The sequence below is a fragment of the Mastigocladopsis repens PCC 10914 genome (assembly GCF_000315565.1).
Classification (GTDB): domain Bacteria; phylum Cyanobacteriota; class Cyanobacteriia; order Cyanobacteriales; family Nostocaceae; genus Mastigocladopsis; species Mastigocladopsis repens.
The window spans coordinates 4,722,535-4,745,156 of the sequence record NZ_JH992901.1 but is presented as its reverse complement, the minus strand read 5'-3'; the positions used below and the strand labels follow the sequence as shown (position 1 = coordinate 4,745,156).

Here is a 22,622-nt window from a genome sequence, read left to right as displayed (position 1 = left end):
GGGCGAATAAGGGTTTCCCACACCCAACGGACTGGCGTAAGAGCAGTGTGTCCGTTTGCGTAGCGTGCCCGCAGGGCTTAGGACATACTAGAAGGGTGATGACGAGGACGGGTGAGATTTACCCGACTCGAACCCCGACGATACTAGACGGATATAAGTTGAAGGAGAATTAGATTAATGCCTCTGTCTTACTCATCAGAAGGATGCCTCCGTGTAGGTCAACAGGCTCCCGAATTTACAGCAACGGCTGTGGTAGATCAGGAATTTAAAACCATTAAACTTTCCGACTATCGCGGCAAGTATGTCGTGCTATTTTTCTATCCCCTAGACTTTACCTTTGTTTGTCCCACTGAAATCACAGCCTTTAGCGATCGCTACGAAGAATTTAAAAATATTAACACTGAAATCCTCGGTGTTTCCGTTGATAGTGAGTTTTCTCACTTAGCATGGATTCAAACAGATCGCAAGTCTGGTGGTGTCGGTGACCTCAACTACCCCCTAGTTTCTGACATTAAGAAAGAGATTAGTGCAGCTTACAACGTGCTTGACCCAGCAGCGGGCGTTGCCTTGCGTGGTCTGTTCCTCATTGACAAAGAGGGTGTCATACAGCACGCAACCATCAACAACCTTGCTTTTGGTCGCAATGTTGATGAAACCCTGCGGACTTTGCAAGCCATTCAATACGTTCAGTCCCACCCGGACGAAGTTTGCCCTGCTGGCTGGCAACCAGGCGACAAGACGATGACTCCCGACCCGGTGAAGTCTAAAGTTTACTTCGCGGCTGTTTAGGTTGTAAAGGGAATAGGTTTGTAGTAGAGCTTCAGTGCTACTACAAATCGACTCAAGTTTAACCACAGATAAACACAAACGAATCAAATTCGTAATTAATAATTCGTAATCTATAATAACCAATTACGAGTTAAAAATTACTTATTATTTGGTTATATTATGTGTCCATCTGTGGTTCTTATTTAAGAATTTACTCAATAATAGTAGAGATAAAAAAATGGTAACTTCAACTGCTTCCAGTAGCTTATTCAATGAACGCTTTTTTCGCAATTTTTTGCCAATTCCAGCAACAAATAAGTTGCAATTGGGACGCACAACACCAGATTTTCAACTGCCAGATATCACCAACGGAACTGTAGTGAAATTATCTGATTATCGAGGCAAGCAACCAGTATTAATCGCCTTGACTCGTATCTTTACAGAAAAAAATTATTGCCCCTTTTGCTATCCTCACATCAAAGAATTAAATGAAAACTACGAGCAATTTCAAAATCGGGGCATAGAAGTTTTGATGATTACTAGTACCGACGAACGACAAAGTCAAATAGTTGTGAAAGATTTAGGCATAAAAATGCCGTTTTTGAGTGATCCCAGTTGTCGTGTGTTTCGTACTTATCAAGTCGGGCAAGCATTAGGAGCGCCTTTGCCAGCACAATTTGTGTTAGATAAAGAAGGGAAACTTCGCTACTGGCATTTATTTTCTTTCCTGGAGCATAATGCTGGAGTGGAAAAGTTACTAGAGCAATTCAATTAAGAGGGAAAAGGAAGCATACCAATTTTGAAAAAGTCCCATATACATACCTGCAATTTCCGACGTCAACAGCTACGAGGTTTCAAGAGTATCCGCTCCTGCAATGGCACTTTGTGCCCACCCCTTTGGGGCAATTGCAATTCGGCAACAGAGCCGTTATAATCCCGAATCTATTTGATGTGTGTGGGATTCAGCATCAGGAACAAACCCCGTTTCTTTGAGCAGCAGCCGTAGTTTTGCGTGTTCAAGTTTTGTGTCCTTGTTGTTATTTCCCCACATATCAGAAAAGAAGTCTTGCATCAGCGCAATGATGCTGCGGTATTTGACGATGCTGGCAACATAGAAATCATCTAACTTCATCACCCCATCAGCATGTATCTGCTCGATGTTGTCGAGTAATATGGAATACACTTCATAAGGTTGTAAGCCTTGTTTTATGCCATACTTTTCCATCATCCTGCGTTTATCGTTCTGGGAACATGAATCATACGATGGTCGAATCAGGTGTCCCAGATTCCGCAGGACTTCTCCGTAGTCATAAAATGTGTTCTGCTCAAAGAAAGACTCTTCATCTTTCGTCAACGTAAAACTCTTGTCAAGTACCAAACCAAAATCGGTCAAATATATCTGCTCGCCGTCGGTGAGGACGTTCTGAAAATGCACATCGAAGTGGATGATTCCCTTCGTCCTCAAAAAGTCAATCGTCGTGCGTAAGTCATCCAGGGGTTTCTGAAGTTTGTTGGGGTTTTCCCGCAGCCATGTTTCCAGAACATACGGTATATGCTCTATAAACAGAACCAACTCATAGTTGGCGTTCGCTCTATCTACCAGATAATTCCCGGCATTCGCACTATTGCCCCAGTACTCCACATAACCTTTTAGACGCGACCTATCCACATCTGCCCGCCGCCCAGAGAACGGAATAATCCGATAATGGTACATTAGTGGGAAGGTGGCGATTCTCTTACAGAGACACTGCGTGAACGCCCCTTCCAATACCCAGTTGGTAGTCTTGATATGGGTCACGAGTTCACGGAAGACGCCAAAACCAGTGGAACCGAAGCCGTAATTACAGTAAGTCGGCAGGTCATAGAGGTTTCTGGTGGATAACAGGTTGTCATATTCGATGTTCGTAACTGGAACACGTTTCACAAAGACCTTGGATTCCCCAAGGACGATGGCGTGATTTATCCCCCAACCTGTGCTCGACTCATTCGACTCACTATTGTTAAACAGAGAGTGTAATTGTGCATTATCCAACTGAGCAATTTGTGAACTGAGCTTGAAGTATTTGTTCCTTCTAAGTTCTATATGATTCTTAGCCATTTTCCCCCGTCCAGCCACAGCATGAGAAACTGCATAGGATATGAGCAGTAGAGTGTGCACATCAAGGCGTTGGTTTGACACGGCACCGATTGAGGCGGATCAATGGCGTAGTTGAACCGCACCTCCAGCTAAACATTTGGGATGCTCCCAGGAAAAACGTATTTATCTGCGTCCATCTGCGGTTTAAAATACTCTTAAACCAGGCTTTTGCTAGAAATTTAACAACTCATAAATAATAATTTAGAGACGCATTAGGGCGCGTCTCTAAAACTAATAAATCCCGAGCCAAAATCTTCACAGCCTGATTTGCTGTAAATGGCTACGGGGATTATAGGTGCGTATAGCGCGGATTTTTTCATAGTATTCGCGTTCTTGTTGGCTAAGGTCTTTTGGTGGTATAATTGCGACCTTCACCAACTGGTCACTACGTCCATTGCGAGGTTGGGGCCAGCCTTTACCACGCAGGCGCAGAGTTTGACCAGAACGTACTCCAACAGGAAGCTTAACAGTAACCGTACCATCGGGTGTAGGTACCTCAACTGAGGCTCCTAGAACGGCTTCGTCTGGCGTAATTGGTATCTCGCACACCAAGTTATCGCCCTCAAACTGGAAGAAAGAGTGGGGTTGAAGTTCGACTTTAAGATATAAATCGCCACGTTGTTGCGTGTAAGGATTCACTAGTCCTTTACCCCGTACACGTAACCTACTGCCAGCTTTGGCACCTGCGGGGATGCGGACATCAATGATTTCATTACCTAGACTTAGGTGTTTTTGTACACCATTAAATGCTTCGGAAAAGGTAAGAGCGATCGCGGCTTCGCTATCTTGGGTAGCCCCGGCAGAACCTGTATCTTGAAAACCAAAATCACTAAAACCACCAAAACCACTAGGTCCACCCGAGGAAGTGCGATAATAAGACTGTCGCCCACCGCGTGTGCTACCAGCCCCAAAACGCCCTAATAACTCATTAATAAAGTCATCAAAACTACCATACTGGCTGAAGTCAAAACCGCTCATATCAACATTGACGCCACCAGAGGGGAAGCCCTCAGCCGCTTGTTTCCAGTATTGACCAAACTGGTCGTACTTTTTGCGTTTGTCTGAATCTGACAAAACTTCGTATGCTTCGTTGACTTCTTTAAAGCGTGCCTCGGCTTCTTTGTTGCCGGGGTTGACGTCTGGGTGATACTTTCGGGCTAATTTGCGAAAGGCTTGTTTAACTTCTTCTGGACTGGCGGTCTTACTAACTCCCAAAATTGCATAATAATCCTTGAAGTCGGTTGCAGCCATCTACCAGCCTCCTCTAAACATTTCCGTTAAAATTTTGTCTAAAATTTAATTCGAGATAGTGCCCCAGAGATAACTCCGGTACATAAACTCTGATATTAAATTAACAAATATTAAATAATTTCAAGTGCGGTTCTTCCTCACTGCACGAGCGCAATTCCCGTACTCCTGAGCTTCCAGAAGGAAAGCATATCAAATTATCAAGCCCTTCCTCTAGGCTTGGAGGGGCATCACGAAGCTGACGATACATACGCAATATAACGTCTTCTGGCACTTTACGTTCCCGTCTTTTGTTGCGTGCCAAACACAGCCATACTGGGGTTCTCACCCACACCCCGGTCATGTGAGTGAAGCCTAATTCGCGCGCTATGGTAATGATTTCACGGCGATGGCGTCGCTGGGCATTGGTAGCGTCGTAGATTGTCGTACCACCTGTGGCTACAGCCTGCTGAAATTGCCGCTGAATTTCCCGCCAAATCAGTAGCCAAGGTCCCTGAAGGCCTTCATTACCAAACATCTGCCCCCGGATAGCATCTGTAGAAATCAGTTGCATCCAAGGGCATTCTGCGAGCAATTGCCTTGCCAAAGTAGACTTACCGCTACCAGGAAGACCAATGAGCAACAACAATTTAGTCATATGTTTAGTTGTTAGTTGTTAGTTGTTAGTGGTTAATTGTTTGACTAACCACTAACTCATGACTAACGACTAAATAATCGTTCCATCAGGAATGACGGCATTTTTCAGCACGACAACGATACCATTTTTAATGTAGAATCCTTGATTTTCGCGCTCGGCTTCTTGGACGTTGTCTTTATTGACAATTTGCACATCACAGCCAATGCGGGCATTTTTGTCAATGATGGCACGACGAATTGTGGTGTTAGCACCAATTCCCAAGGAAACTTCTTTAGTTTCGCAATCTGACTGGCGTTCAGCGAATGGTTGATAGAAATCTGCTCCCATGATTAGGGTATCTTGGATAACACAACCAGCCTCAATGCGCGATCGCACTCCTAACACCGAACGTTCAATGCGGCAGCTTTTTAGGATGCAACCTTCACCTATCATGGATTCTGTGATTTGGCAATCTAAGATTTTACTGGGAGGTAAATAACGAGCGCGGGTATAAATTGGCGCTTGTTCATCGTAGAAGCTAAAGGGCGGCTGAGGCTGTTTAGTTAATGCTAAATTGGCATGATAAAATGCCTCGATTGTTCCAATATCTTCCCAGTAACCTTCAAATAAGTAGGCTTGAACGTTGTAATCTTTTGAGGCATCTGGAATAATTTCTTTTCCAAAATCTGTCCGTTCTGAAGCTTCTTTCAAAAGCTTAACCAAAACATCCCTTTTAAAGACGTAAATCCCCATTGAGGCAATATATGGCTGTTCTTGAGCCTGTTCTGGTGTCAGTCCCAATACAGTCGTATCGACGCGCATCTTGGTTAAAGCGTCACCTTTGGGTTTTTCGCTGAAATTGATTATCCTACCGGAATCATCAATTTTTATTAAGCCAAAGTCAGAAGCACGGCGCTCATCAATTGGGAGTACTGAGAGAGTAATATCAGCCCCTGTTTCCCTGTGACGCTGTACGAACTGACGATAGTCCATACGGTACAGGTGATCACCGGAAAGGATGAGATACTCATCTACGTCCCATTCTTCCATCAGCCACAAATACTGGCGAACCGCATCAGCTGTACCTTGGAACCAGTTGAAGTTTTCTGGCGTTTGCTGTGCAGCTAGGACTTCTACAAAACCTTCCGTAAAGCCGGCAAAGTTGTAAGTACGGGCTATATGGCGATTCAGGGAAGCTGAGTTGAATTGAGTCAGAACGTAGATTTTGAATATTTCCGAGTTTATACAGTTACTGACAGGAATATCGATTAAACGATACTTCCCAGCGACTGGTACTGCTGGTTTAGCGCGTAACTTGGTGAGTGGATAAAGGCGGGTACCTGCACCCCCCCCGAGAATGATTGCCAAAACACTTTTCACAAGATTTCTCCCGACTGCCTTTCAACTCTCACCTACAGTTTAGGGCTAGCTGAGACAGCTGATAAGGGGGGGAGGGTAGATTGTGGTCTTGCTTTTGATGGATTTTCCAATTTCCCAAAAATTTGTTATTTTATTCTGTTGGATTGATTTTGAATCAAGCTATTGAAAGCCCAATATCCCCCTTACCTATATAGGGGGATATACAGCTTTATTGGCGATCGCACTTGTCTTTTCCTCTATTTTCTATCAACCTTTAGCGCCTGGGTTATTGCTTCCTCGTCCAGATCTCTCACTACTATGACCTTTAGCGCTTGGGTTATTGCTTCCACTGGGGCTACCACGATGGCTACTACTATCACTATCACTATTATTCCTGGTGTCTTGAGAGGCTTCAGATCTTGGTTTAGTAGTTTCTTTTTCTGGTAGACTTTGTGGGTCCAATTCATTTTCATGAACTTCATGAACTTCTGAGTTACTCATATACTGCACTCCTGGTTGGTTATATTAAGCACATTTTAAAAAAGCATCACGAGGTTAGATTAGTATTAATATTTATACATAATCCACTCGGTTTAATCTTTAACATTTTGACAAATATTGCTAACATCACGATATTCCTTGCGAGCATTATCATTGTTGGTTAAATAATCAGCCAGCCAATCACATCCTTTTTTTAATAAATTAGAATTATTGTTTGTTGAGTTGGTATTTTTCTGAGAATCTAAACTCCATATCCTAAGAGTTTGGTCACTGCTGACAGTGGCAAGAGATTTACTATCAGGACTAAAGCTCAAATCCAAAATTTCGTCTTTGTGTCGTCTTAGGGTAGAGATTTTAGTGCCATTATCAGCTTGCCAAATGTTTATTGTTCCATCTGGATGGGCAGTAGCAACAAATTGGTAATTAGGACTATGTTTCACTATGTAAGACTTGTTAGCCTCTTTTGTAAAAAGTTCCGATTGCCAGTTTTTTGGGTTTGTTTGCTGTTTCCAACTTCGGATTGTTCTATCCTCACTTACAGAAATAAGCGTTTTATTATTACGACCAAAAGTTACATATCTTACTGCCGCAGTATGTCCTTTAAGATTAGTGATAAAAGTCCCATTTTTTGTCCAAATTCTAATTCCATCATCAGCGGCAGAGGCAATGAGTTGACGATCAGGACTGAATTCTGCGCCCCAGACTTTCCCATTATGTCCTTTGAGGATGGTAGGTGGTTTGAGCGCAACCTTTGGTGAAATACCATCTATTTCCCAAAGTCTTACAGTCCCATCTTCACTAGCAGAAATAATGGTTTTACTATCAGGACTAAAATTTGCACTAGTTACCTCGTGATTATGTCCTGTGAGAGGAGTGAGCAAAGTGCCATCTTTTTTCCAGAGCTTAACTGTTTTATCGGCACTGGCAGAGGCAATATACTCGCCATTCGGACTAAAATTCACAGTATAGACTGAACCATTATGTTTCATTGGAGCAGGGGTTTTCACTGGAGTTCCGTTCGGTTTCCAAAGTTTTAAAGTGTGATCTGAACTACCAGAAACAATCAGTTCATCTTTCGGACTGAAACTGACACCGTTAACACTATTTGTGTGTCCCTCTATGCGATTGCGTTCCTGTACGCCATCAATCACGACTTTAAGTTGATTAAGTGCGTCAGCATCTCCTCCACCAATCTCTTGCAACAGCTTTAGCGCGCGGACGCTTGCTATGACTGACTCCAACTGAGTACCTGCAGCAAAAAGTAGCTCAGATCTAGAAATTAATGCGCCAGAAGCAATTGCTTCCCGTTGTTTCTTATGCCCTTGGAGTTGTTGTGCTAATAGTCCCAATCCCAAAGTGAAAACCACCAGTGTTGCAGCGGTAATCGCCAGTCCAGTCCGTTGTTTTTGATACTTAACCCTTGCCTCAGCCTCTTTTGCTCTTGCTGCTTCAGCGTTTGCTTTATCTTCTGCTGCTATCGCTTTTTCTACTTCGGCTATGGCTCTCGCTTCCGCTTCTTTTTGCCGAGCTTCTGCAAGTTCTCGCAGTTGTTTTTCCTGTTCTAATTCTGCCTGAATTTCTTGGTCGCGCTTTGCCAAACTCTTCTGTAAAAACTCCGCTTCCTGTGGCGTCAGTCGCGGCTGAGTTTTTTCCACCCATTGAGAAATCACAGCTAACCGCGCACCAGTCAACAGCGCATCATCCGACTTATGAAACGTATCCTCCCACTCCTGGCAATCTTCCTCTAGAATGCGACTGATACGAATATTCTCACGATTTTCAGCAATCCAAGTATTGAGTAATTTCCACTCAGATAAAAGCGCTTCGTGAGCCACTTCTACGGTACTAGCATCAGTGATAATCAAGCGTTGTTGCGAACCCGCCAGCAATCCCACAACCCTTTGCAGTTGTTGTGGAGAATCTGCGATCGCCTGTAATCTCTCCCAGCTAGCACGCCGCCGCGTCACTTCCAGCGCTTCACCCAACTGCACCAACTCCATAAACAAGCGACGCACAAACGTTTGATCTACGTTTGTTAAACTTTGATACAGAAGTGTCGCTCGCTTGTCTAAAGCTCCTTTAACCCCACCAATTTCCTCATAGCCTTTACAAGTTAAAAGTGGTTCCGACGACTCAGGTTCCTCTATGCAAACTCGCCATAACTCCTTGAGAGCGTATTGTAATAGAGGTAATGCTCCCGGTTGTCCAACGATGTCTTGGGAAATGAGTGACACTAAACCAGGCTCAAAAGTCACGCCATGCAATTGAGCAGGTTTTTCAATTGCTTGCTCTAACTCTACCAAAGACATTGGCGTTACCATATAGGTCGTCGGAGGAACGCGATTGATCAGAGCGACAACATCTAGATACTCAGCACATCGGTTTAAGAAATCTCCCCGAATCGCTATAATGACCCGTGTGTGTCGTTCAGCTGTATTGACTTGCTCTATGACTAAGCGGATAAAAGACTTTCGTTCTTCATCGTCTTGGCAAAGGGTGAAGACTTCCTCAAACTGATCGATAAACAGGACATATGGTTTATTCTGCTGCTGTTGTCGAGTCAGAGCCTCTAGTAGTTTACCTAAAGGATGCTCGCCAGGGGTTAAAGACGCGATTTCCCATTGACTGCTTCCAGGGAGGCGATCGCGCTTGAGTTGCGGTAACAACCCCGCTTTCAGCAAAGAAGATTTGCCACTCCCTGAGTAGCCAATCACAGCCAAAAAACGGCTATCCACTAGACGGGAAATCAGTATGCGAACGGCTTGCTCGCGTCCAAAAAAATATTTCGATTGCTCTGTTTCAAAAGTATAAAGTCCCCGATAAGGGTTTTCCCGATTGAAAGTAACAATTTCCTCTGTGGGACTCTCTGACTTGGGGTAACTCACTAGAGTGATAGATCGTCCCCAACCCATGCGGAGCGGTTCTTGTACAGAACCGTGAAGTTCGCTGCTAATAAAATCGAATAGGCGATCGCCACTCACTCTCCCCTTACTACCCGCATTTTCCGTCGCCAATCCTTGAATAACTGCTCCTGTGAAAATGCTGTATTCTTCACTCTTTATGACTCCTGCGCGTTCAAAGCCGCGACAAGCTGTGATTAAGTAATAATCCTTTTGCGAACTGAAAGCGGTTAGGGTTCGCTCTACCAACTGTCTTTCAAAGAAATAGCCGCTATGACAGCAATCAAGGAGCACAACCAAACTACTCAACTCAGAATCCCTGATTAACTCGTTGAAACTGTCGAGGGGAATGCCATATTTTTGTTCCACAATTTCGTTCCCCACAACTTCAATTTGACAATCAGAAGTTGCCAAATATCCTTTTTGTTGTCCCAAATTGTCCGAAATTGTAAAACCGTGTCCGCTAAAATAAATCAGTGCCTCATTCTTGGCAGCTTGCTCTAGCAAAAATGTTCTCAGTTCTTGACCAAGTTGAGCGCCAGTGAGTTTTTGCGCTCCTATTTCATAGCCGTTTTTGTCTTTGTTCCAGCGCTGTGGTAGTCTTTGAACAGATTGGAAATCTCCATACTCTTCTAGTAACCGCGCTACAGCTTCAGCATCATTTATTGTCTTTGACAAACGCGGTAATGAAGGGCTTTGATACTCAGCAATTCCGATGACAAGTGCGTATCGTGCCATTTCACACACCCTGACTTTTTAAAATGCGGGTTAATTTTGACAGACATCATTGATGGCTGCGTTAGTAAAAACCAAACTGTATCCCTTTGTTCTATGATTGGGTCAAAATTTATGACTTCTACATTAAGATAAGTTAAATTGTGTGTATATCTTGTCTTATTTGGATGACTTGCGTCATGCCTTGTGAGTTTTCTTTATCTGTCTTCTTAATAGGTGTTAGCAAAATTAGCTTATGCACTTAGGAAATAGAAATGGAAAAAATGCCAGCAAATTGCTTATATGCTGAACGTGTGGGGTAAAACAAACAGCGAAAGCATTTTGAGAGCAGCTTTTGTTGAACAACTGGAATGCTCCGCTTGACGGCTACTATTTGTAAAGTGCCTAAGTCTTAAATTTTTCCACTATTAAAATAAGGTTCTATCTAAAAAAGCCCATGTCAGAAGTGCAGCGTATATTTTTCCAAGCCGACGGAGAACTTGACCAGATTGATGTTGACCTCACGGCAACTGAAATCAATCCTGAAATTGAAGAGCAGGATGAAGGTGAAGGTATAGAATACAAGGATGTGCGGATAGATCCGCTTGCCCAAATGCAACAAACTCGCCAAATGATTCGAGCTTATACTGCCTATGCCCTCAGTGCTTTTAAAGACTTTAATGCAGGTGAGATTGAGGAGGTAACACTAAAATTTGGCATCAAGATGGGCGGAAAAGCTGGTATTCCTTATATTACCGAAGGTTCAGCAGAAAGTAATTTGGAAATAGAGGTCAAGTGTAAGTTTCCAGAGCGTTTAAAAGAGTAATTACAAAGCAGTGGGTTTTTCAATCTTTTATGTCTATTCATCTGCTAACGATTGCGCCTTCAGCGCACTGCCCCAGAGGGGCAATCGCCGACACTAAACACATTGTTAATTTTACTGATGAACGACGATGGATTCTGAAGTTTCTTGGTGCCCCTTGCTAAAAATATTATCTACTTACATGACAGACCTGCGGAATGTGGGTTAAGCAGTAGGTCACTCCGTCAGGTAAACGGTCTAACTGTACGTGCGTAAGTTGAAAGCTCCTCCAGGTAAAAATCTCAGTTATCTTAATTGAAAGCCAAGAATTTCACAGGCTTTGACAGCGGAAGTGTCACAAGAAAGGGACATTTGCAGTGAGCAAGCTTAAGCGGTTTTGGCAACAGATGAACACCCAGGAGTTAGGAACGCCTGGAGACATGGCGGAGTCTGGGGCAGAAGTTTCTAAAGCTGCTTTGGAATTCATGATTGCACTCGGTTTGCTTGCAAGTGTTCCAGCAGCACCAGTGGTAGCCGCGGGGCTATCATTTGTCGGAATTACCCGAAAAGGACTAAACTTACTTCGCGGCACCCAGGAGCCAAATTTAGAACAATGGGTAGCGATCGCCTTTCCTCTGGCTTACATACAAAGCTTTGATACCTTGGTTCAAACAAATGACTGGTTACGACAAAAATTACAACTATTACAACAAAAAAATGATGACGAGTTATCAAGTCAAGAGGTTAGGCAGCAACTTGACCAACTAGGAGAATTTCAATTAGATAAGGACCTAGCTGAGGAGGCATTAACCTATTTCCCCGAATCAAAGTTAGGACAAGCCTTAAATCAGCAACTATCCATTTACCTGCAACAAGAATTCAGAATTAACGACGAGGATAAAGCTGCTTACCTGCAACAAAAAGTCAGAATTAACGACGAGGATAAAGCTGCTCCAATTGTGGACAATTACACAGCTTCAATTGTGACAGGATGGGTAGCGTGGGGAACCCATGAATGTGTGAAGTCACTCCTGAAATACGAGCCAGAAAATTTTGTCAAGCCTCTAAGTTTAACGATAGCCGCAGCACAAGAAACAAGAGTAACCAAAAAATACAGCGGTATTGAATCTTACCTTAAGGAGCAGATATCACCCAATCCCAGTAACCCAGTGCTACTTGAACGGTGGAAGGTCATAGGTGAAGAGTTTAAGATTCCTGATATTTATGTACCCCTAAAAACTCAATTGGTAAATAGCAATGGTACCCCAGTTGATTTAGAAAATTGGGCAAAAAATCATCTGAGAAACCCTGACAAAAACGGTCAGGTAATGTTTATACAAGGGGGACCAGGACGCGGTAAGAGTGTCTTTTGTCGGATGTTTGCTGATTGGGTGCGTCAGCATCTTCATCCAATTTGGACACCTGTATTAATTCGATTGCGGGATATTCATGCTTTTTACCCAGATATTAAAAAAACTCTCCGCGCTGCTGTCAATGCAGATTTTGCTGAGAGTGACGACGGTTGGTTAACTGACTCCAATACTCGGTTTTTATTTTTACTAGATGGCTTCGATGAACTGCGGATGGAGGGGAGAACCACTAAAGGTATTGAAGAATTTCTCCAACAGGTGGGAAACTTTCAAAAAAGCTGTCAACAGAATCCCCAACTGGGACATCGGTTTTTAGTCACTGGCAGAGAGTCAGCTTTACAGGGCATTGAACGATTTATACCCCCAAATTTAGAGCGGGTAGAAATTTCGCTGATGGATGACCAACTCCAGCAGCAGTGGTTTAGTAAATGGAAACAATTGTTTGATAAAAATTTGCTTGATAAGAAGAAGGATAATGCTAAAGCTTTTCAAAAGTTTTTGCAAGCCCAAAGCTGTCCAGAACGAGTACAGCAGTTAGCAAAAGAACCTCTATTACTGTATCTTTTAGCAGCAATGCATCGGGATGGTCAAATCACAGACCAAATGTTTGAGGGGGTAAGCAGCGCGAAAGCTAAAATTCTGATTTATCAAAAGACATTGGATTGGGTACTCACAAAACAGCGTCCAAAAGACCTTAATCGTGAGCTCACAACATTAGAAACAGAAGGCTTACGGCGGATTCTTGCTGAAGCGGGTTTGTGTGTGACGCAAACGGGTGGAGAATTTACTTTAATAAAACATATTGAAGAGCGCCTAAAGTTTGATGATGACGCAAAAGAACTGCTGGAGGAAGCACAAAAACGCATTGGCGAAAACCCTTTGAGAAATGCACTAGCAGCGTTTTATCTGCGACCGACTTCTGCGACTAGCGAGAAGGAGGGAGCAGTCGAATTTGTACACAAAAGTTTTGGTGAATTTTTATGTGCCCAGCGCTTGAGAGACAGCCTAGTAAACTGGGTATCAGGAGAACAGCGCTTTGGACGCTGGAAATATTCCACCCGCAAAGACCAGCTAGAAAAAGAAATTTACGATTTACTGGGTTACGGTGGACTGACACAAGAAATTGTGGACTATCTCATGGCGTTGCTTGTGCCTGATAGTGAGGAGAAATTTCAGCCAACACAGTTTGAGTGCTTATTCGAGCGCTTGAAAGATTTTTATCATGACTGGTGTGAAGGAAGATTCATTAATGTACACCCGAAGAACCCTCTTGATGAGGAACACCAGGACAATCTGCCACAGAATAAAATGATGCAGCTGCAAAAGTATGGAAGCAAATTAGGACTGCGAGAAGTTGATATATATACTGGGCTAAATGTAATGATTTTACTCTTAGAATTACATCGTTATGCTCAGAGCAGCGATGAGTTAGAGGATAAAATCGCTTTTCACCCCTGCGGGCAACAAAACACTAAAGATTTTGATAACCAGCGATTGAGTTGCATCATTAGCTACAGCAATAGCATTGCCATTGGCACTTTTCTAAGGATAGCGGGTGTATTCCTCAGTGGCGCAAACCTCAGTGACGCAGACCTCAGTAACGCAGACCTCAGTGGCGCAGACCTTAGTGGCGCAATCCTCAGTGGCGCAAACCTCAGTGGCGCAAACCTCAGTGGCGCAGACCTTAGTGGCGCAAACCTCAGTGGCGCAAACCTCAGTGGCGCAATCCTCAGTGGCGCAATCCTCAGTGGCGCAATCCTCAATGACGCAAACCTTAGAAGCGCAAACCTCAGTGGCGCAAACCTCAGTGGCGCAGACCTCAGAAGCGCAGACCTCAGAAGCGCAAACCTCAGTCGCGCAAACCTCAGCGGCGCAGACCTCAGTCGCGCAATCGTCAGTGGCGCAAACCTCAGTCGCGCAAACCTCAGTGGCGCAATCGTCAGTGGCGCAATTCTCAGTGGCGCAATTCTCAGTGGCGCAATTCTCAGTCGCGCAATTCTCAGTCGCGCAGACCTCAGTGGCGCAAACCTCAGTCGCGCAAACCTCAGTGACGCAAACCTCAGTGACGCAAACCTCAGAAGCGCAAACCTCAGTGGCGCAAACCTCACAAACATTATTTGGAATCAGGATACGAAACGGGAAGATGTGCGAGGATTGGAGACAGCAGTTAATAAGCCCGAAGCCTTTTAACGTCCTCCCCGCCTCACCTCTGTTTCGCTTCTGTTGTATCGGCATACGCTTTGCGCTTACGCACAATTACACCCTACGCGCTCCTCACTCCACTAAAAAACCCGGTTATCTTGACCGGGTTTTCGTGGGGCAATATCCCCTTTGGCTTGTTATAAAAGTTAGTTATAAATGAGTAATCTAACAAAGACTACAACCAGAGCGTTGTCAATTTCGGAAAACTTTTATCCAGTTCTAAAAATTTCCTCGCATCGTGGAGGGCGATCGCCTTCAGCACTCCGCTCCGCGCGATCGCCCTCCACCTATTGGGACTTAGACAAAACAGAAGCTGGAAAATTTGCAAGAGGCTGAATGAAACGAACTTGATATCACCGACGATTAAGCAAACGCATTTTTTGAGACAACTTGATATACTGCACCCAAGGCTGCTCCGACAACTGAGAAATTGCATTTGGCGACAGGGTTGCTGTGAAAATATCCTTTTCGGGCGTAACATCTGGAACACCTAAATTTTCCAACATAGCAGTTGCACCCGTTGAGTCTGCGTCCGGTTTGGTGTGAATAAAAACATTCAAATTAGGCTCTTGTGCGCTATCAACATCATTAAGCGCCATTGCAAGGGCGGTATCTAGCTTCTGATAATCCATAAACTCCTCGCAGTCAGTCAACAAGGGCAAGCAAAACAGCTTACCCTATCATCAACCTATCAGATTTATTAGGTTGTCAATACCTACCGTTGTACGGACTTGATATGTCTATCTCTATCTCCAACTATAGATTGAGCGCATTAATCAGTCCATAGCCCCATTGGTTATCAAAGCTTCCTGCTGGTTTACCTGGTATGGAACTATTTTTACGAAGTAGGTCTTTAATAGCCTTTGGCTCAAGATTGGGGTTACGCTGCAACAGCAGTGCTATCAAACCAGTGACGAAGGGCGCCGCCATACTCGTACCAGCTAACGCCACAAACTTGGAATTAATGATCATCGAGTGATCAAAATTGGCATTGGAAGAGAGGGCGGAAACAATCATCGCTCCCGGTGCTGCGACATCTGGCTTTTGAGCACCATTCCGCAAAGGTCCTTCACTGCTAAAATCAGAAATCGTATTGAGCGGGAAGCCAAATTCTTGCACCTTGTTGTCTATGTCGGTATACTTCTCCTTTGTTGTATAGGCAGCAACTGTAATTGCACTGCTGGCACATCCAGGGGAACCAATTTTCACTGAGTCAGCTACACTCTTACCTGTAAATAACACCGACCCATCTAATGTCCATACATCCAGCCGCACATCTTGAGAGGAAGTGTTTTTGACCCGCAACTGCCAAATTCCACCCGGTACGGGCGAGCTAAAATTTCCCTTACCTGTACCGCGAATTTGTAGGAAAACATTATAGTCGCCGTTTGCTGGATCGCGTTTTGGTGTTGCGACTTGCACCCGCGCATCTTGCAAGGTGTATTCCTTTGTATAATTGCCTTCAGCAATGATTGGTTGGTAGGGAGTGACGAAGCCATTGGGACTACGTAGGGACACTTCCAATTGACCAGCACTTGAATACCAAGCGTTTAATATTGCCATGCCCGTTTGATTTAATGGCACATTGAAACGCATGGTATGCGTCTTTCCGGCACGTACAATTGCTTGACCGTGAATGTTATCGTTGCCCTCATTGCCTGCAGCACAGCAAACTATGCGTCCAGGACCAGTTTCAGAGTCAATGATTTTTGATAGCGAGTCGCTCCCATCGTGAGGGTCAAAGTGTCCGCCCAAGCTCATATTGACCACTGCTGGACGTCCTAATTCTCGTGCTACCCGGAAAATGTAGCGGACAGCATCAGCAATGTGACCTTCTACCAAGTCGCACCTGACGATGATCAATTCTGCCTCTGGCGCTACACCACCATATTTAGCATCAACACCAGCAGCAATTCCAGCAACGTGCGTGCCGTGACCGTTTGTATCTTGGGAAACTGTCAATAATGAGCCAGTTAATTCCGCTCCATATTTGCCTTCTAATACTCCCGGACCAGATAATGTCTGATCCCAAATGCGTAAAATGCGTCCTTGAAAGGCGGGGTGTTTCGGGTCAATGCCACTGTCGATAATACCGATAATAACTCCCTTGCCCGTCAGGGACTTATTTTTCTTTGTAAACTCCGGTATATAGACTGCGCTTTTGGCAACGTCCATCCGCAGTTCAAGTTTGCGCGATGGCTTGATGCGATGGATGGCAGGGTCTTCAGATAAGGTGTCTAAACTGTTTATAGGTAAGAAAGCCGTCCGGACACTCCCTACATTTTGGTTGACTTCAATACCTCGTTGTGATAGGTAACTCAAGTCTGCGTGTTCGTCACAGTAGATAAAAACTACGCTACGGGTTGGCTTGAGATTGTTTTTGGGGGGAACTATACTCAGCGTTCGTATCTGTGGAGTTAAAGCCTCCTGTCCTTCCCGTTGATAATCTTCAAATGCTAATAGCAGTCCTGGAGATAGTTTTTCGTGTCTCATTTGACCTCAACTGAAGTTGAATTTCTGGAAGATTTTAGCTAGATAAGTTGCCTCAGCATCATATAGAAAAGGCGCTTTATTAGGCTTTCAACTCTTTGTGCGACTATCTTAATTTACGATTTACGAGTTTTGGGTAAGAAGTGAAGAATTATAAATTATGAATTATGAAAAATTTTAGGTTTTTCCCGGTTTTAGCGAGAATTAAAATCCCTGGGACAATAATCTGGGTGCGTGCATTGGTGATAAGTTAAAATTGTGTAAAATTTGTCTATACCTCCAGAGATAGAAAGAAACTGCTGATAAGGTAAGGCTTAGGAAACAGTAAAAGTAACTTATGCAGTTTTCGCTTAAGCAAACTTGCCCCTAAAATCAGCTTTAGTGCGTTGTAGATGCCAGTTAAAGGAATGCAGAGTAGGCATTACACTGACACACTTGCTGGGCGCTCAGTTTTAACTCCGGCAAAGCTATCTTGGATGTCGCAATTCATCTCCCGTTACAGGCTTCGCCTTAAGGGTGAGATGAATTGCGACCAATAAAAAACATGGCTTCGCAATACCTTGGTGTAGTAGAATATACTTGCCACCAAAAAAGTTAGGGTTAGGCAAGATTGGTGTTTCTCCACCAGACAACTCGCATCACCAAAAAGAAATACCTGATTAACAGGGGGGTCGAATGTTGTGAATCAGACAAACGATACATCAGAATAAGTATTTTGTGACTGCGGTCGGGCAGCCCGTGGTAGTAAAACAGATGCTTGTGGAGGGGAATCTGTCGGGGTCAGTGCCGGTGGGAGAGCTTTTAACTCGTTATACCCCAGTGGGCTAGAAAAACCTGTTGAAGCAAGAATCTCCCTTCAAGGCTTCGCCTGTGAAGGTGAGAGTGTCAATGAAACAATAGAGCGATTGCCCGAAGGGCAGACGCCTAAAGGCGTATCGCCGCAGCCTTGGTTCTGGGGAAAGTGGGCGCGAGCCTATGCTTTGGAAGCAAATCACGTATGCGTAATTTCTGCTTGCTAATTTCCCCCAGAACTGAAAGAGGCGATCACAGCATCAAGTTCCTTTTTAGCTTCTGTGTGGATAACGCTCAGAATAGTTAAAGAATCAGGAAAACATTTGAAGTATTGGCTAAAATCTTTGTTGGCAGAGATAGAGGCGCTACTGGTGATGAACAAAAGAGTCACAGCTGTATTTGATGGCGATGTTTTACATCCTGATGCACCTTTGGATTTAAAACCGAACACGCGCTATGTGATTACGATTCAAGAGTTCAGTGAACCATCTGTAGCAGGTGATGCTTGGGATGTGCTAGAGGCAATGACGGGAACGATAGAAGCGCCACCGGATTGGTCGAGTGAGCATGACCATTATTTATATGGTACGCCCAAGCGAGAGACAGAAGACGGAGAATGAGCGATGAGCGCTTATTTTTGGACACGGTGTTTATCCAAGCTTTGCTGAATAAACGTGACCAGTATCATGCTCAGTCTAAAGTGTTTCTGCCAAGAGTGCGAGCAGCCGCAGCTGTTTGGGTTACGGAAGCAGTGTTGGTGGAAGTTGCTAATGCCTTGGGTGCTGTCAATCGTCCTGCAGCAGTGCAATTTATCCAACAGTGTTATCATACAGCTAATTTACAAGTGGTCACGGTGGATACGCCATTGTTCACTCGTGCGTTACAGCTTTACAATGAGCGTCCTGACAAAACCTGGGGTTTGACAGACTGCATTTCTTTTGTGGTGATGTGGGAACAAGGTTTGACTGATGCTGTAACGGCGGATGTGCATTTTGTTCAAGCAGGTTTTCGGGCGTTGTTGCGGGAGTCATTGACGAGATAAACTTAGGACTTACGCAACTGGTACACAGGGTGACTGGTTGCGATCTCAGGCACATCCTAGGTGGAAAGGGTAGAATGTGGTTACTTTGATGAGAGCGATCGCCGTCAGTAGGAGGGGAGTGATCGGGGAAAGGGGGGTCGTGATAGGAACAAGACGTCTGCTTCTACTTGATTTTATGGCTGCTACATTTGCATTCAATCCAAAATACAAAATCAAACATTGAATTATGCCCTAGATGTCGGCTTGAGAAATAACCAAGCCACAAAGAAGGTTGCAGCGGTAAACAGTTGGGTGAGATCCAAAGCAGACAAATAGCCATCGGAAAACGAAGCAATACTGCGATCGGTTATGCCAAATATCCACGATGAGATGCCAAACACCCAAATTCCATTCTTAAGATTTCCCACAAATTGATTAGCGTCTGATGATTGTTGGTTATTCATTATTTTCTCCATAAGTGAAGAATCTGATGGTTAAAGGATGCACCAGTAGCGGAGGTTCGCGACTGGTTCATTTCTGGTATGGGAGTTTCCGTTTGATTGAACTCAACATTAATTTATATTCTATATTAATAAATATTTAATCTACTTGACATCACTACCATAAGGTACATATGTAACATAGCATTCTTTATATCGATACTTTAGCATGATGTGATTTTTGTCAAGTTATATTAGCTACTGATATCAAATTATTCTGTTACAGTTTTGACAATTAATTTAATAATTATTTATTTTTACTTAGAAATCTTTCTGAAGACAGATATACTTGTACGACATGACTCAAGTAGAAATTCCTCATATTCATTTCCGTCTTTGGATACTCATCACTCACGGGTAAAAATGAGTTAAATCAAAGAAGTGGCGTAATAGCGAGATGTAAGATGTCAGCAGCGCGGGACTCCAAATCCCTATCAGGGATTGCAATCAACAATTCACCTCATGTACAGCAGTTGCAAAAAACTGCTCCACCGCACTTAGGGCTGGTTTGCATTACATTTTCCAAAGAGGTGCGCTTTCGGACAATAACGCGCACACGCTACTTACAACTCCCAGAAGAGCAACGTGAAACAGCCCTGAAAGTCCTTTATCGGGAGAACTTACAGCGCTTGGATCTGGCATTAACTTTCTGCGTGCGAAACTCGATACGGCTTTATCGGATGCCCTCTGGGTTATTTCCTATGAGTGACTTAGAGGACGAAATTGGGGCAACTGTTTTAGAGAAGATGAGTGCAGATTTAGCCAAAATCGGGCAAAGAGCGGAAAGATTGGGCATCAGAATGGTATTGCACCCAGACCAATACGTTGTGCTGAGTTCTGATTCACCACACGTGGTGACAACAAGTCTCAAAATTTTAGACCGACACGCCCGCACACTAGACTTGCTGGGTTTACCACGTTCCTCTTGGTCACTTATGAATATTCACGGCGGCAAATCCCAACGTGCAGATCAATTGGTAGGTGTCATTTCAGAATTGCCAGAAAACATCAAAAGCCGCTTAACTTTGGAAAATGACGAACACGCCTACAGCGCCAGTGAAATTCTACAAGTCTGCCAACGGGCTGAAATACCATTGGTATTTGATGCCCATCACCATATCTGCCATGAAAACTTAGATAGTTACGACCATCCAAGTGTTGCCGAAATGTTGTATGCTGCACGCGAAACTTGGGCAAACCCAGACTGGCAGTTGGTTCATATTTCCAACGGTGAAGAAGCTTTCGGTGACAGAAAACACAGTGACTTGATCACTGCTATGCCTAATGTATACCGAGAAGTGCCTTGGATAGAAGTCGAAGCCAAGCACAAGGAAGAAGCAATCGCCCGTATAGCCTCGGCAGGTTTCTTCTAGAAACCTGCCCCCTGTCCTTCTGAGACAGGGCAACCGTACGGAGTACGGTTGGAGGCTAGGGCGCGCAAAGCGATCGCCCATTTGCGCTCTTGGTGGGTTATGGAGAATAATTTCAAATAATCATGTAGAGACACGCAAATAAATAATGATGTAGAGACGTGCCTTGGCGCGTCTCCATAACGTCTAAGCGTAAAATCTTAAATATAAGAGATGGCAATAGCAATAGATTTTGGTACGAGCAACACAGTTATTGCTCGCTGGAACCCTGTTACCCAAGAGCCAGAAACCCTCAACATACCTGGTTTATCCATTCAACAAAGTCTCAACCCCCCACTGATTCCTAGTTTGGTTTACGTGGAAGACGCCGCGAAAGGGCAGGTCTTGGTAGGACAACAAGTACGCGATCGCGGTCTTGATCTCAAAACTGATCCGCGATTTTTCCGCAGTTTCAAACGCGGTATCGGTGCAGACATCCAAGGTTTCTTACCTGAAATCGATGGACAGATCATCACTTTTGAGCAAGTGGGGCAATGGTTTCTCTCTCAAGTCATTGAGCAATTGGCACCACTGCAAGGGGGAATAGAGTCTCTGGTGTTAACCGTACCTGTAGACAGCTTTGAGGCTTATCGCCACTGGTTGGGAAAAGTTTGCCAATCCTTAAGCGTCGAACAAGTGCGGATGCTGGATGAACCGACAGCAGCGGCTTTAGGCTATGGTATGGTAGACCAAGAAATTCTCTTGGTAATTGACTTTGGCGGCGGAACTTTGGATTTATCTGTAGTGCGGCTGGATAAAAGCGTGCAAACCGCTCAAAAGCCCTTGGGGTTTATTCTCAAGTGGGGTAATAAGTCTCTAGCCGAAGACTCTAAGCAAAAGGTAAAAACTGCTCGCGTACTGGCGAAAGCTGGGCAAAATTTGGGTGGTACTGATATTGACAATTGGCTGGTGAATTACTTTGCCAACACTCAAGGGCTGGTGGTTAGTCCCTTGACAATGCGACTCGCAGAACGGTTGAAGATTCAGCTGTCAACCCAAACCCAAGCAAGTGAAGTTTATTTCAACGATGAGACGTTTGAAAGTTATGAGTTAGAACTCAATCGTGATACTTTGGAAACTATCCTCAAAGAACACTTGTTTTTTGAACGACTCGATGAGTCGATGGCTTCCCTGTTGCAGCAAGCACGACGCCAGGGAATAGAAGTTTCAGATATTAATGCTGTTTTGCTCGTTGGTGGGACTGTGCAATTAAGCGCAGTACAAACATGGGTCAAGCAGTATTTTGAACCAGAAAAAATTCGTTGTGAGCGTCCTTTTGAAGCTATTGCTCAAGGCGCTTTGCAGCTTGCTCAAGGGGTGGAACTCAAAGATTTTCTTTACCACAGCTACGGCATCCGCTACTGGGATCGGCGCAACAGCTGCCACAACTGGCATTCTATCATTAAGGCTGGACAGCCTTACCCCATGACGCAGCCGGTGGAATTAGTCTTGGGCGCTTCTTTGGAGAGTCAGCCCAGCATTGAATTAATTATGGGCGAATTGGGAGCAGATACAGGCGGTACAGAAGTTTATTTTGATGGCGATCGCCTGATTACCCGCCGTATTGACAGCACTCAAACCAGCGTCAAACCCCTAAACGACAAAGATGGTGCCAGAACAATTGCCCAACTGACACCGCCTGGCTATCCAGGAAGCGATCGCATCAAAATCCTGTTTCAAGTTGATGAGCAACGCTTTTTACGAATCACGGTTGAGGACTTGTTGACGAGTGAAACGCTGTTGGAGAATCAACTCGTGGCACAGTTGAGTTAAACACGTCTTGTAGTAAGCGC

Annotated in this window: 18 protein-coding genes; 9 read left to right on the top strand and 9 right to left on the bottom strand. The window is 44.3% G+C overall.

The window, feature by feature from the left end:
• Positions 1–177: 177 nt before the first annotated feature.
• Positions 178–789 carry a peroxiredoxin gene (locus tag MAS10914_RS0123115; RefSeq protein ID WP_017318326.1) on the top strand — a complete coding sequence of 204 codons (612 nt, stop codon included), beginning with the start codon at positions 178–180 and terminating at the stop codon, positions 787–789.
• 217 nt (positions 790–1,006) lie between these two features.
• Complete coding sequence (locus tag MAS10914_RS0123110; RefSeq protein ID WP_017318325.1) at positions 1,007–1,543, top strand: peroxiredoxin family protein; 537 nt, start codon at positions 1,007–1,009, stop codon at positions 1,541–1,543.
• Between the two features lie 153 nt (positions 1,544–1,696).
• Here the strand turns inward: MAS10914_RS0123110 and MAS10914_RS0123105 are convergent, their stop codons facing one another.
• The 6 genes from MAS10914_RS0123105 to MAS10914_RS0123080 all read right to left on the bottom strand — a co-directional run bounded on the left by MAS10914_RS0123105 (position 1,697) and on the right by MAS10914_RS0123080 (position 10,267).
• Positions 1,697–2,482: a protein kinase family protein gene (locus MAS10914_RS0123105; RefSeq protein WP_232224220.1), complete on the bottom strand. Its 786-nt coding sequence runs from the start codon at positions 2,480–2,482 to the stop codon at positions 1,697–1,699.
• Positions 2,483–3,160: 678 nt separating this feature from the next.
• Positions 3,161–4,156: a DnaJ C-terminal domain-containing protein gene (locus MAS10914_RS0123100; protein WP_017318323.1), complete on the bottom strand. Its 996-nt coding sequence runs from the start codon at positions 4,154–4,156 to the stop codon at positions 3,161–3,163.
• Positions 4,157–4,256: 100 nt separating this feature from the next.
• Positions 4,257–4,790 (bottom strand): AAA family ATPase, encoded by a 534-nt coding sequence (locus tag MAS10914_RS31730; RefSeq protein WP_198014999.1) that lies wholly within the window; start codon positions 4,788–4,790, stop codon positions 4,257–4,259.
• A 69-nt stretch (positions 4,791–4,859) separates the two neighbouring features.
• Complete coding sequence (locus MAS10914_RS0123090) at positions 4,860–6,149, bottom strand: glucose-1-phosphate adenylyltransferase (RefSeq protein ID WP_017318322.1); 1,290 nt, start codon at positions 6,147–6,149, stop codon at positions 4,860–4,862.
• Positions 6,150–6,395: 246 nt separating this feature from the next.
• The gene (locus MAS10914_RS0123085; RefSeq protein WP_156818225.1) at positions 6,396–6,629 is read right to left on the bottom strand and encodes a hypothetical protein; all 234 of its coding nucleotides are present in this window, start codon (positions 6,627–6,629) and stop codon (positions 6,396–6,398) included.
• 92 nt (positions 6,630–6,721) lie between these two features.
• A complete protein-coding gene (locus MAS10914_RS0123080; RefSeq protein ID WP_017318320.1) occupies positions 6,722–10,267 on the bottom strand; it encodes an nSTAND1 domain-containing NTPase in 3,546 nt (1,181 codons plus the stop codon).
• A gap of 433 nt (positions 10,268–10,700) precedes the next feature.
• Here MAS10914_RS0123080 and MAS10914_RS0123070 point away from each other — a divergent pair, with 433 nt between their 5' ends.
• From MAS10914_RS0123070 to MAS10914_RS34560, 3 genes are all read left to right on the top strand, one after another.
• Complete coding sequence (locus MAS10914_RS0123070) at positions 10,701–11,069, top strand: CU044_2847 family protein (protein WP_017318319.1); 369 nt, start codon at positions 10,701–10,703, stop codon at positions 11,067–11,069.
• A gap of 383 nt (positions 11,070–11,452) precedes the next feature.
• Entirely contained in the window at positions 11,453–14,605 is a 3,153-nt protein-coding gene (locus tag MAS10914_RS0123065; RefSeq protein ID WP_017318318.1) for a pentapeptide repeat-containing protein, read from the top strand.
• 168 nt (positions 14,606–14,773) lie between these two features.
• A complete protein-coding gene (locus MAS10914_RS34560; RefSeq protein WP_156818224.1) occupies positions 14,774–14,953 on the top strand; it encodes a hypothetical protein in 180 nt (59 codons plus the stop codon).
• A 17-nt stretch (positions 14,954–14,970) separates the two neighbouring features.
• On the opposite strand, the gene MAS10914_RS0123060 is transcribed toward MAS10914_RS34560, so the two are convergent.
• Both MAS10914_RS0123060 and MAS10914_RS0123055 read right to left on the bottom strand, forming a co-directional pair.
• A complete protein-coding gene (locus MAS10914_RS0123060) occupies positions 14,971–15,249 on the bottom strand; it encodes a hypothetical protein (RefSeq protein ID WP_017318317.1) in 279 nt (92 codons plus the stop codon).
• A 124-nt stretch (positions 15,250–15,373) separates the two neighbouring features.
• Complete coding sequence (locus tag MAS10914_RS0123055; protein ID WP_017318316.1) at positions 15,374–17,110, bottom strand: S8 family peptidase; 1,737 nt, start codon at positions 17,108–17,110, stop codon at positions 15,374–15,376.
• Between the two features lie 1,112 nt (positions 17,111–18,222).
• Here MAS10914_RS0123055 and MAS10914_RS0123050 point away from each other — a divergent pair.
• Positions 18,223–18,519 (top strand): hypothetical protein, encoded by a 297-nt coding sequence (locus tag MAS10914_RS0123050; protein ID WP_017318315.1) that lies wholly within the window; start codon positions 18,223–18,225, stop codon positions 18,517–18,519.
• Complete coding sequence (locus MAS10914_RS0123045) at positions 18,516–18,941, top strand: type II toxin-antitoxin system VapC family toxin (protein WP_017318314.1); 426 nt, start codon at positions 18,516–18,518, stop codon at positions 18,939–18,941. Before MAS10914_RS0123050 ends, MAS10914_RS0123045 begins: the two co-directional genes overlap by 4 nt.
• Positions 18,942–19,165: 224 nt before the next feature.
• On the opposite strand, the gene MAS10914_RS0123035 is transcribed toward MAS10914_RS0123045, so the two are convergent.
• Positions 19,166–19,384, bottom strand: coding sequence for a hypothetical protein (locus MAS10914_RS0123035; protein WP_017318312.1), 219 nt, complete (start codon positions 19,382–19,384; stop codon positions 19,166–19,168).
• A 440-nt stretch (positions 19,385–19,824) separates the two neighbouring features.
• Here MAS10914_RS0123035 and uvsE point away from each other — a divergent pair, with 440 nt between their 5' ends.
• A complete protein-coding gene (gene uvsE, locus MAS10914_RS0123030; protein ID WP_017318311.1) occupies positions 19,825–20,793 on the top strand; it encodes a UV DNA damage repair endonuclease UvsE in 969 nt (322 codons plus the stop codon).
• A 210-nt stretch (positions 20,794–21,003) separates the two neighbouring features.
• Positions 21,004–22,602 carry an Hsp70 family protein gene (locus MAS10914_RS0123025; protein ID WP_017318310.1) on the top strand — a complete coding sequence of 533 codons (1,599 nt, stop codon included), beginning with the start codon at positions 21,004–21,006 and terminating at the stop codon, positions 22,600–22,602.
• Positions 22,603–22,622: the final 20 nt, after the last annotated feature.

Excerpts from the sequence above, each read along its gene's own strand:
- MAS10914_RS34560 (WP_156818224.1), top strand. The coding sequence starts at position 14,774 with ATGAGTAATCTAACAAAGACTACAACCAGAGCGTTGTCAATTTCGGAA.
- MAS10914_RS31730 (WP_198014999.1), bottom strand. The coding sequence starts at position 4,790 with ATGACTAAATTGTTGTTGCTCATTGGTCTTCCTGGTAGCGGTAAGTCT.
- MAS10914_RS0123060 (WP_017318317.1), bottom strand. The coding sequence starts at position 15,249 with ATGGATTATCAGAAGCTAGATACCGCCCTTGCAATGGCGCTTAATGAT.
- MAS10914_RS0123055 (WP_017318316.1), bottom strand. The coding sequence starts at position 17,110 with ATGAGACACGAAAAACTATCTCCAGGACTGCTATTAGCATTTGAAGAT.
- MAS10914_RS0123115 (WP_017318326.1), top strand. The coding sequence starts at position 178 with ATGCCTCTGTCTTACTCATCAGAAGGATGCCTCCGTGTAGGTCAACAG.
- MAS10914_RS0123070 (WP_017318319.1), top strand. The coding sequence starts at position 10,701 with ATGTCAGAAGTGCAGCGTATATTTTTCCAAGCCGACGGAGAACTTGAC.
- MAS10914_RS0123110 (WP_017318325.1), top strand. The coding sequence starts at position 1,007 with ATGGTAACTTCAACTGCTTCCAGTAGCTTATTCAATGAACGCTTTTTT.
- MAS10914_RS0123080 (WP_017318320.1), bottom strand. The coding sequence starts at position 10,267 with ATGGCACGATACGCACTTGTCATCGGAATTGCTGAGTATCAAAGCCCT.
- MAS10914_RS0123085 (WP_156818225.1), bottom strand. The coding sequence starts at position 6,629 with ATGAGTAACTCAGAAGTTCATGAAGTTCATGAAAATGAATTGGACCCA.
- MAS10914_RS0123025 (WP_017318310.1), top strand. The coding sequence starts at position 21,004 with ATGGCAATAGCAATAGATTTTGGTACGAGCAACACAGTTATTGCTCGC.
- MAS10914_RS0123105 (WP_232224220.1), bottom strand. The coding sequence starts at position 2,482 with ATGTACCATTATCGGATTATTCCGTTCTCTGGGCGGCGGGCAGATGTG.
- MAS10914_RS0123100 (WP_017318323.1), bottom strand. The coding sequence starts at position 4,156 with ATGGCTGCAACCGACTTCAAGGATTATTATGCAATTTTGGGAGTTAGT.
- MAS10914_RS0123035 (WP_017318312.1), bottom strand. The coding sequence starts at position 19,384 with ATGAATAACCAACAATCATCAGACGCTAATCAATTTGTGGGAAATCTT.
- MAS10914_RS0123045 (WP_017318314.1), top strand. The coding sequence starts at position 18,516 with ATGAGCGATGAGCGCTTATTTTTGGACACGGTGTTTATCCAAGCTTTG.
- uvsE (WP_017318311.1), top strand. The coding sequence starts at position 19,825 with ATGTCAGCAGCGCGGGACTCCAAATCCCTATCAGGGATTGCAATCAAC.
- MAS10914_RS0123065 (WP_017318318.1), top strand. The coding sequence starts at position 11,453 with ATGAACACCCAGGAGTTAGGAACGCCTGGAGACATGGCGGAGTCTGGG.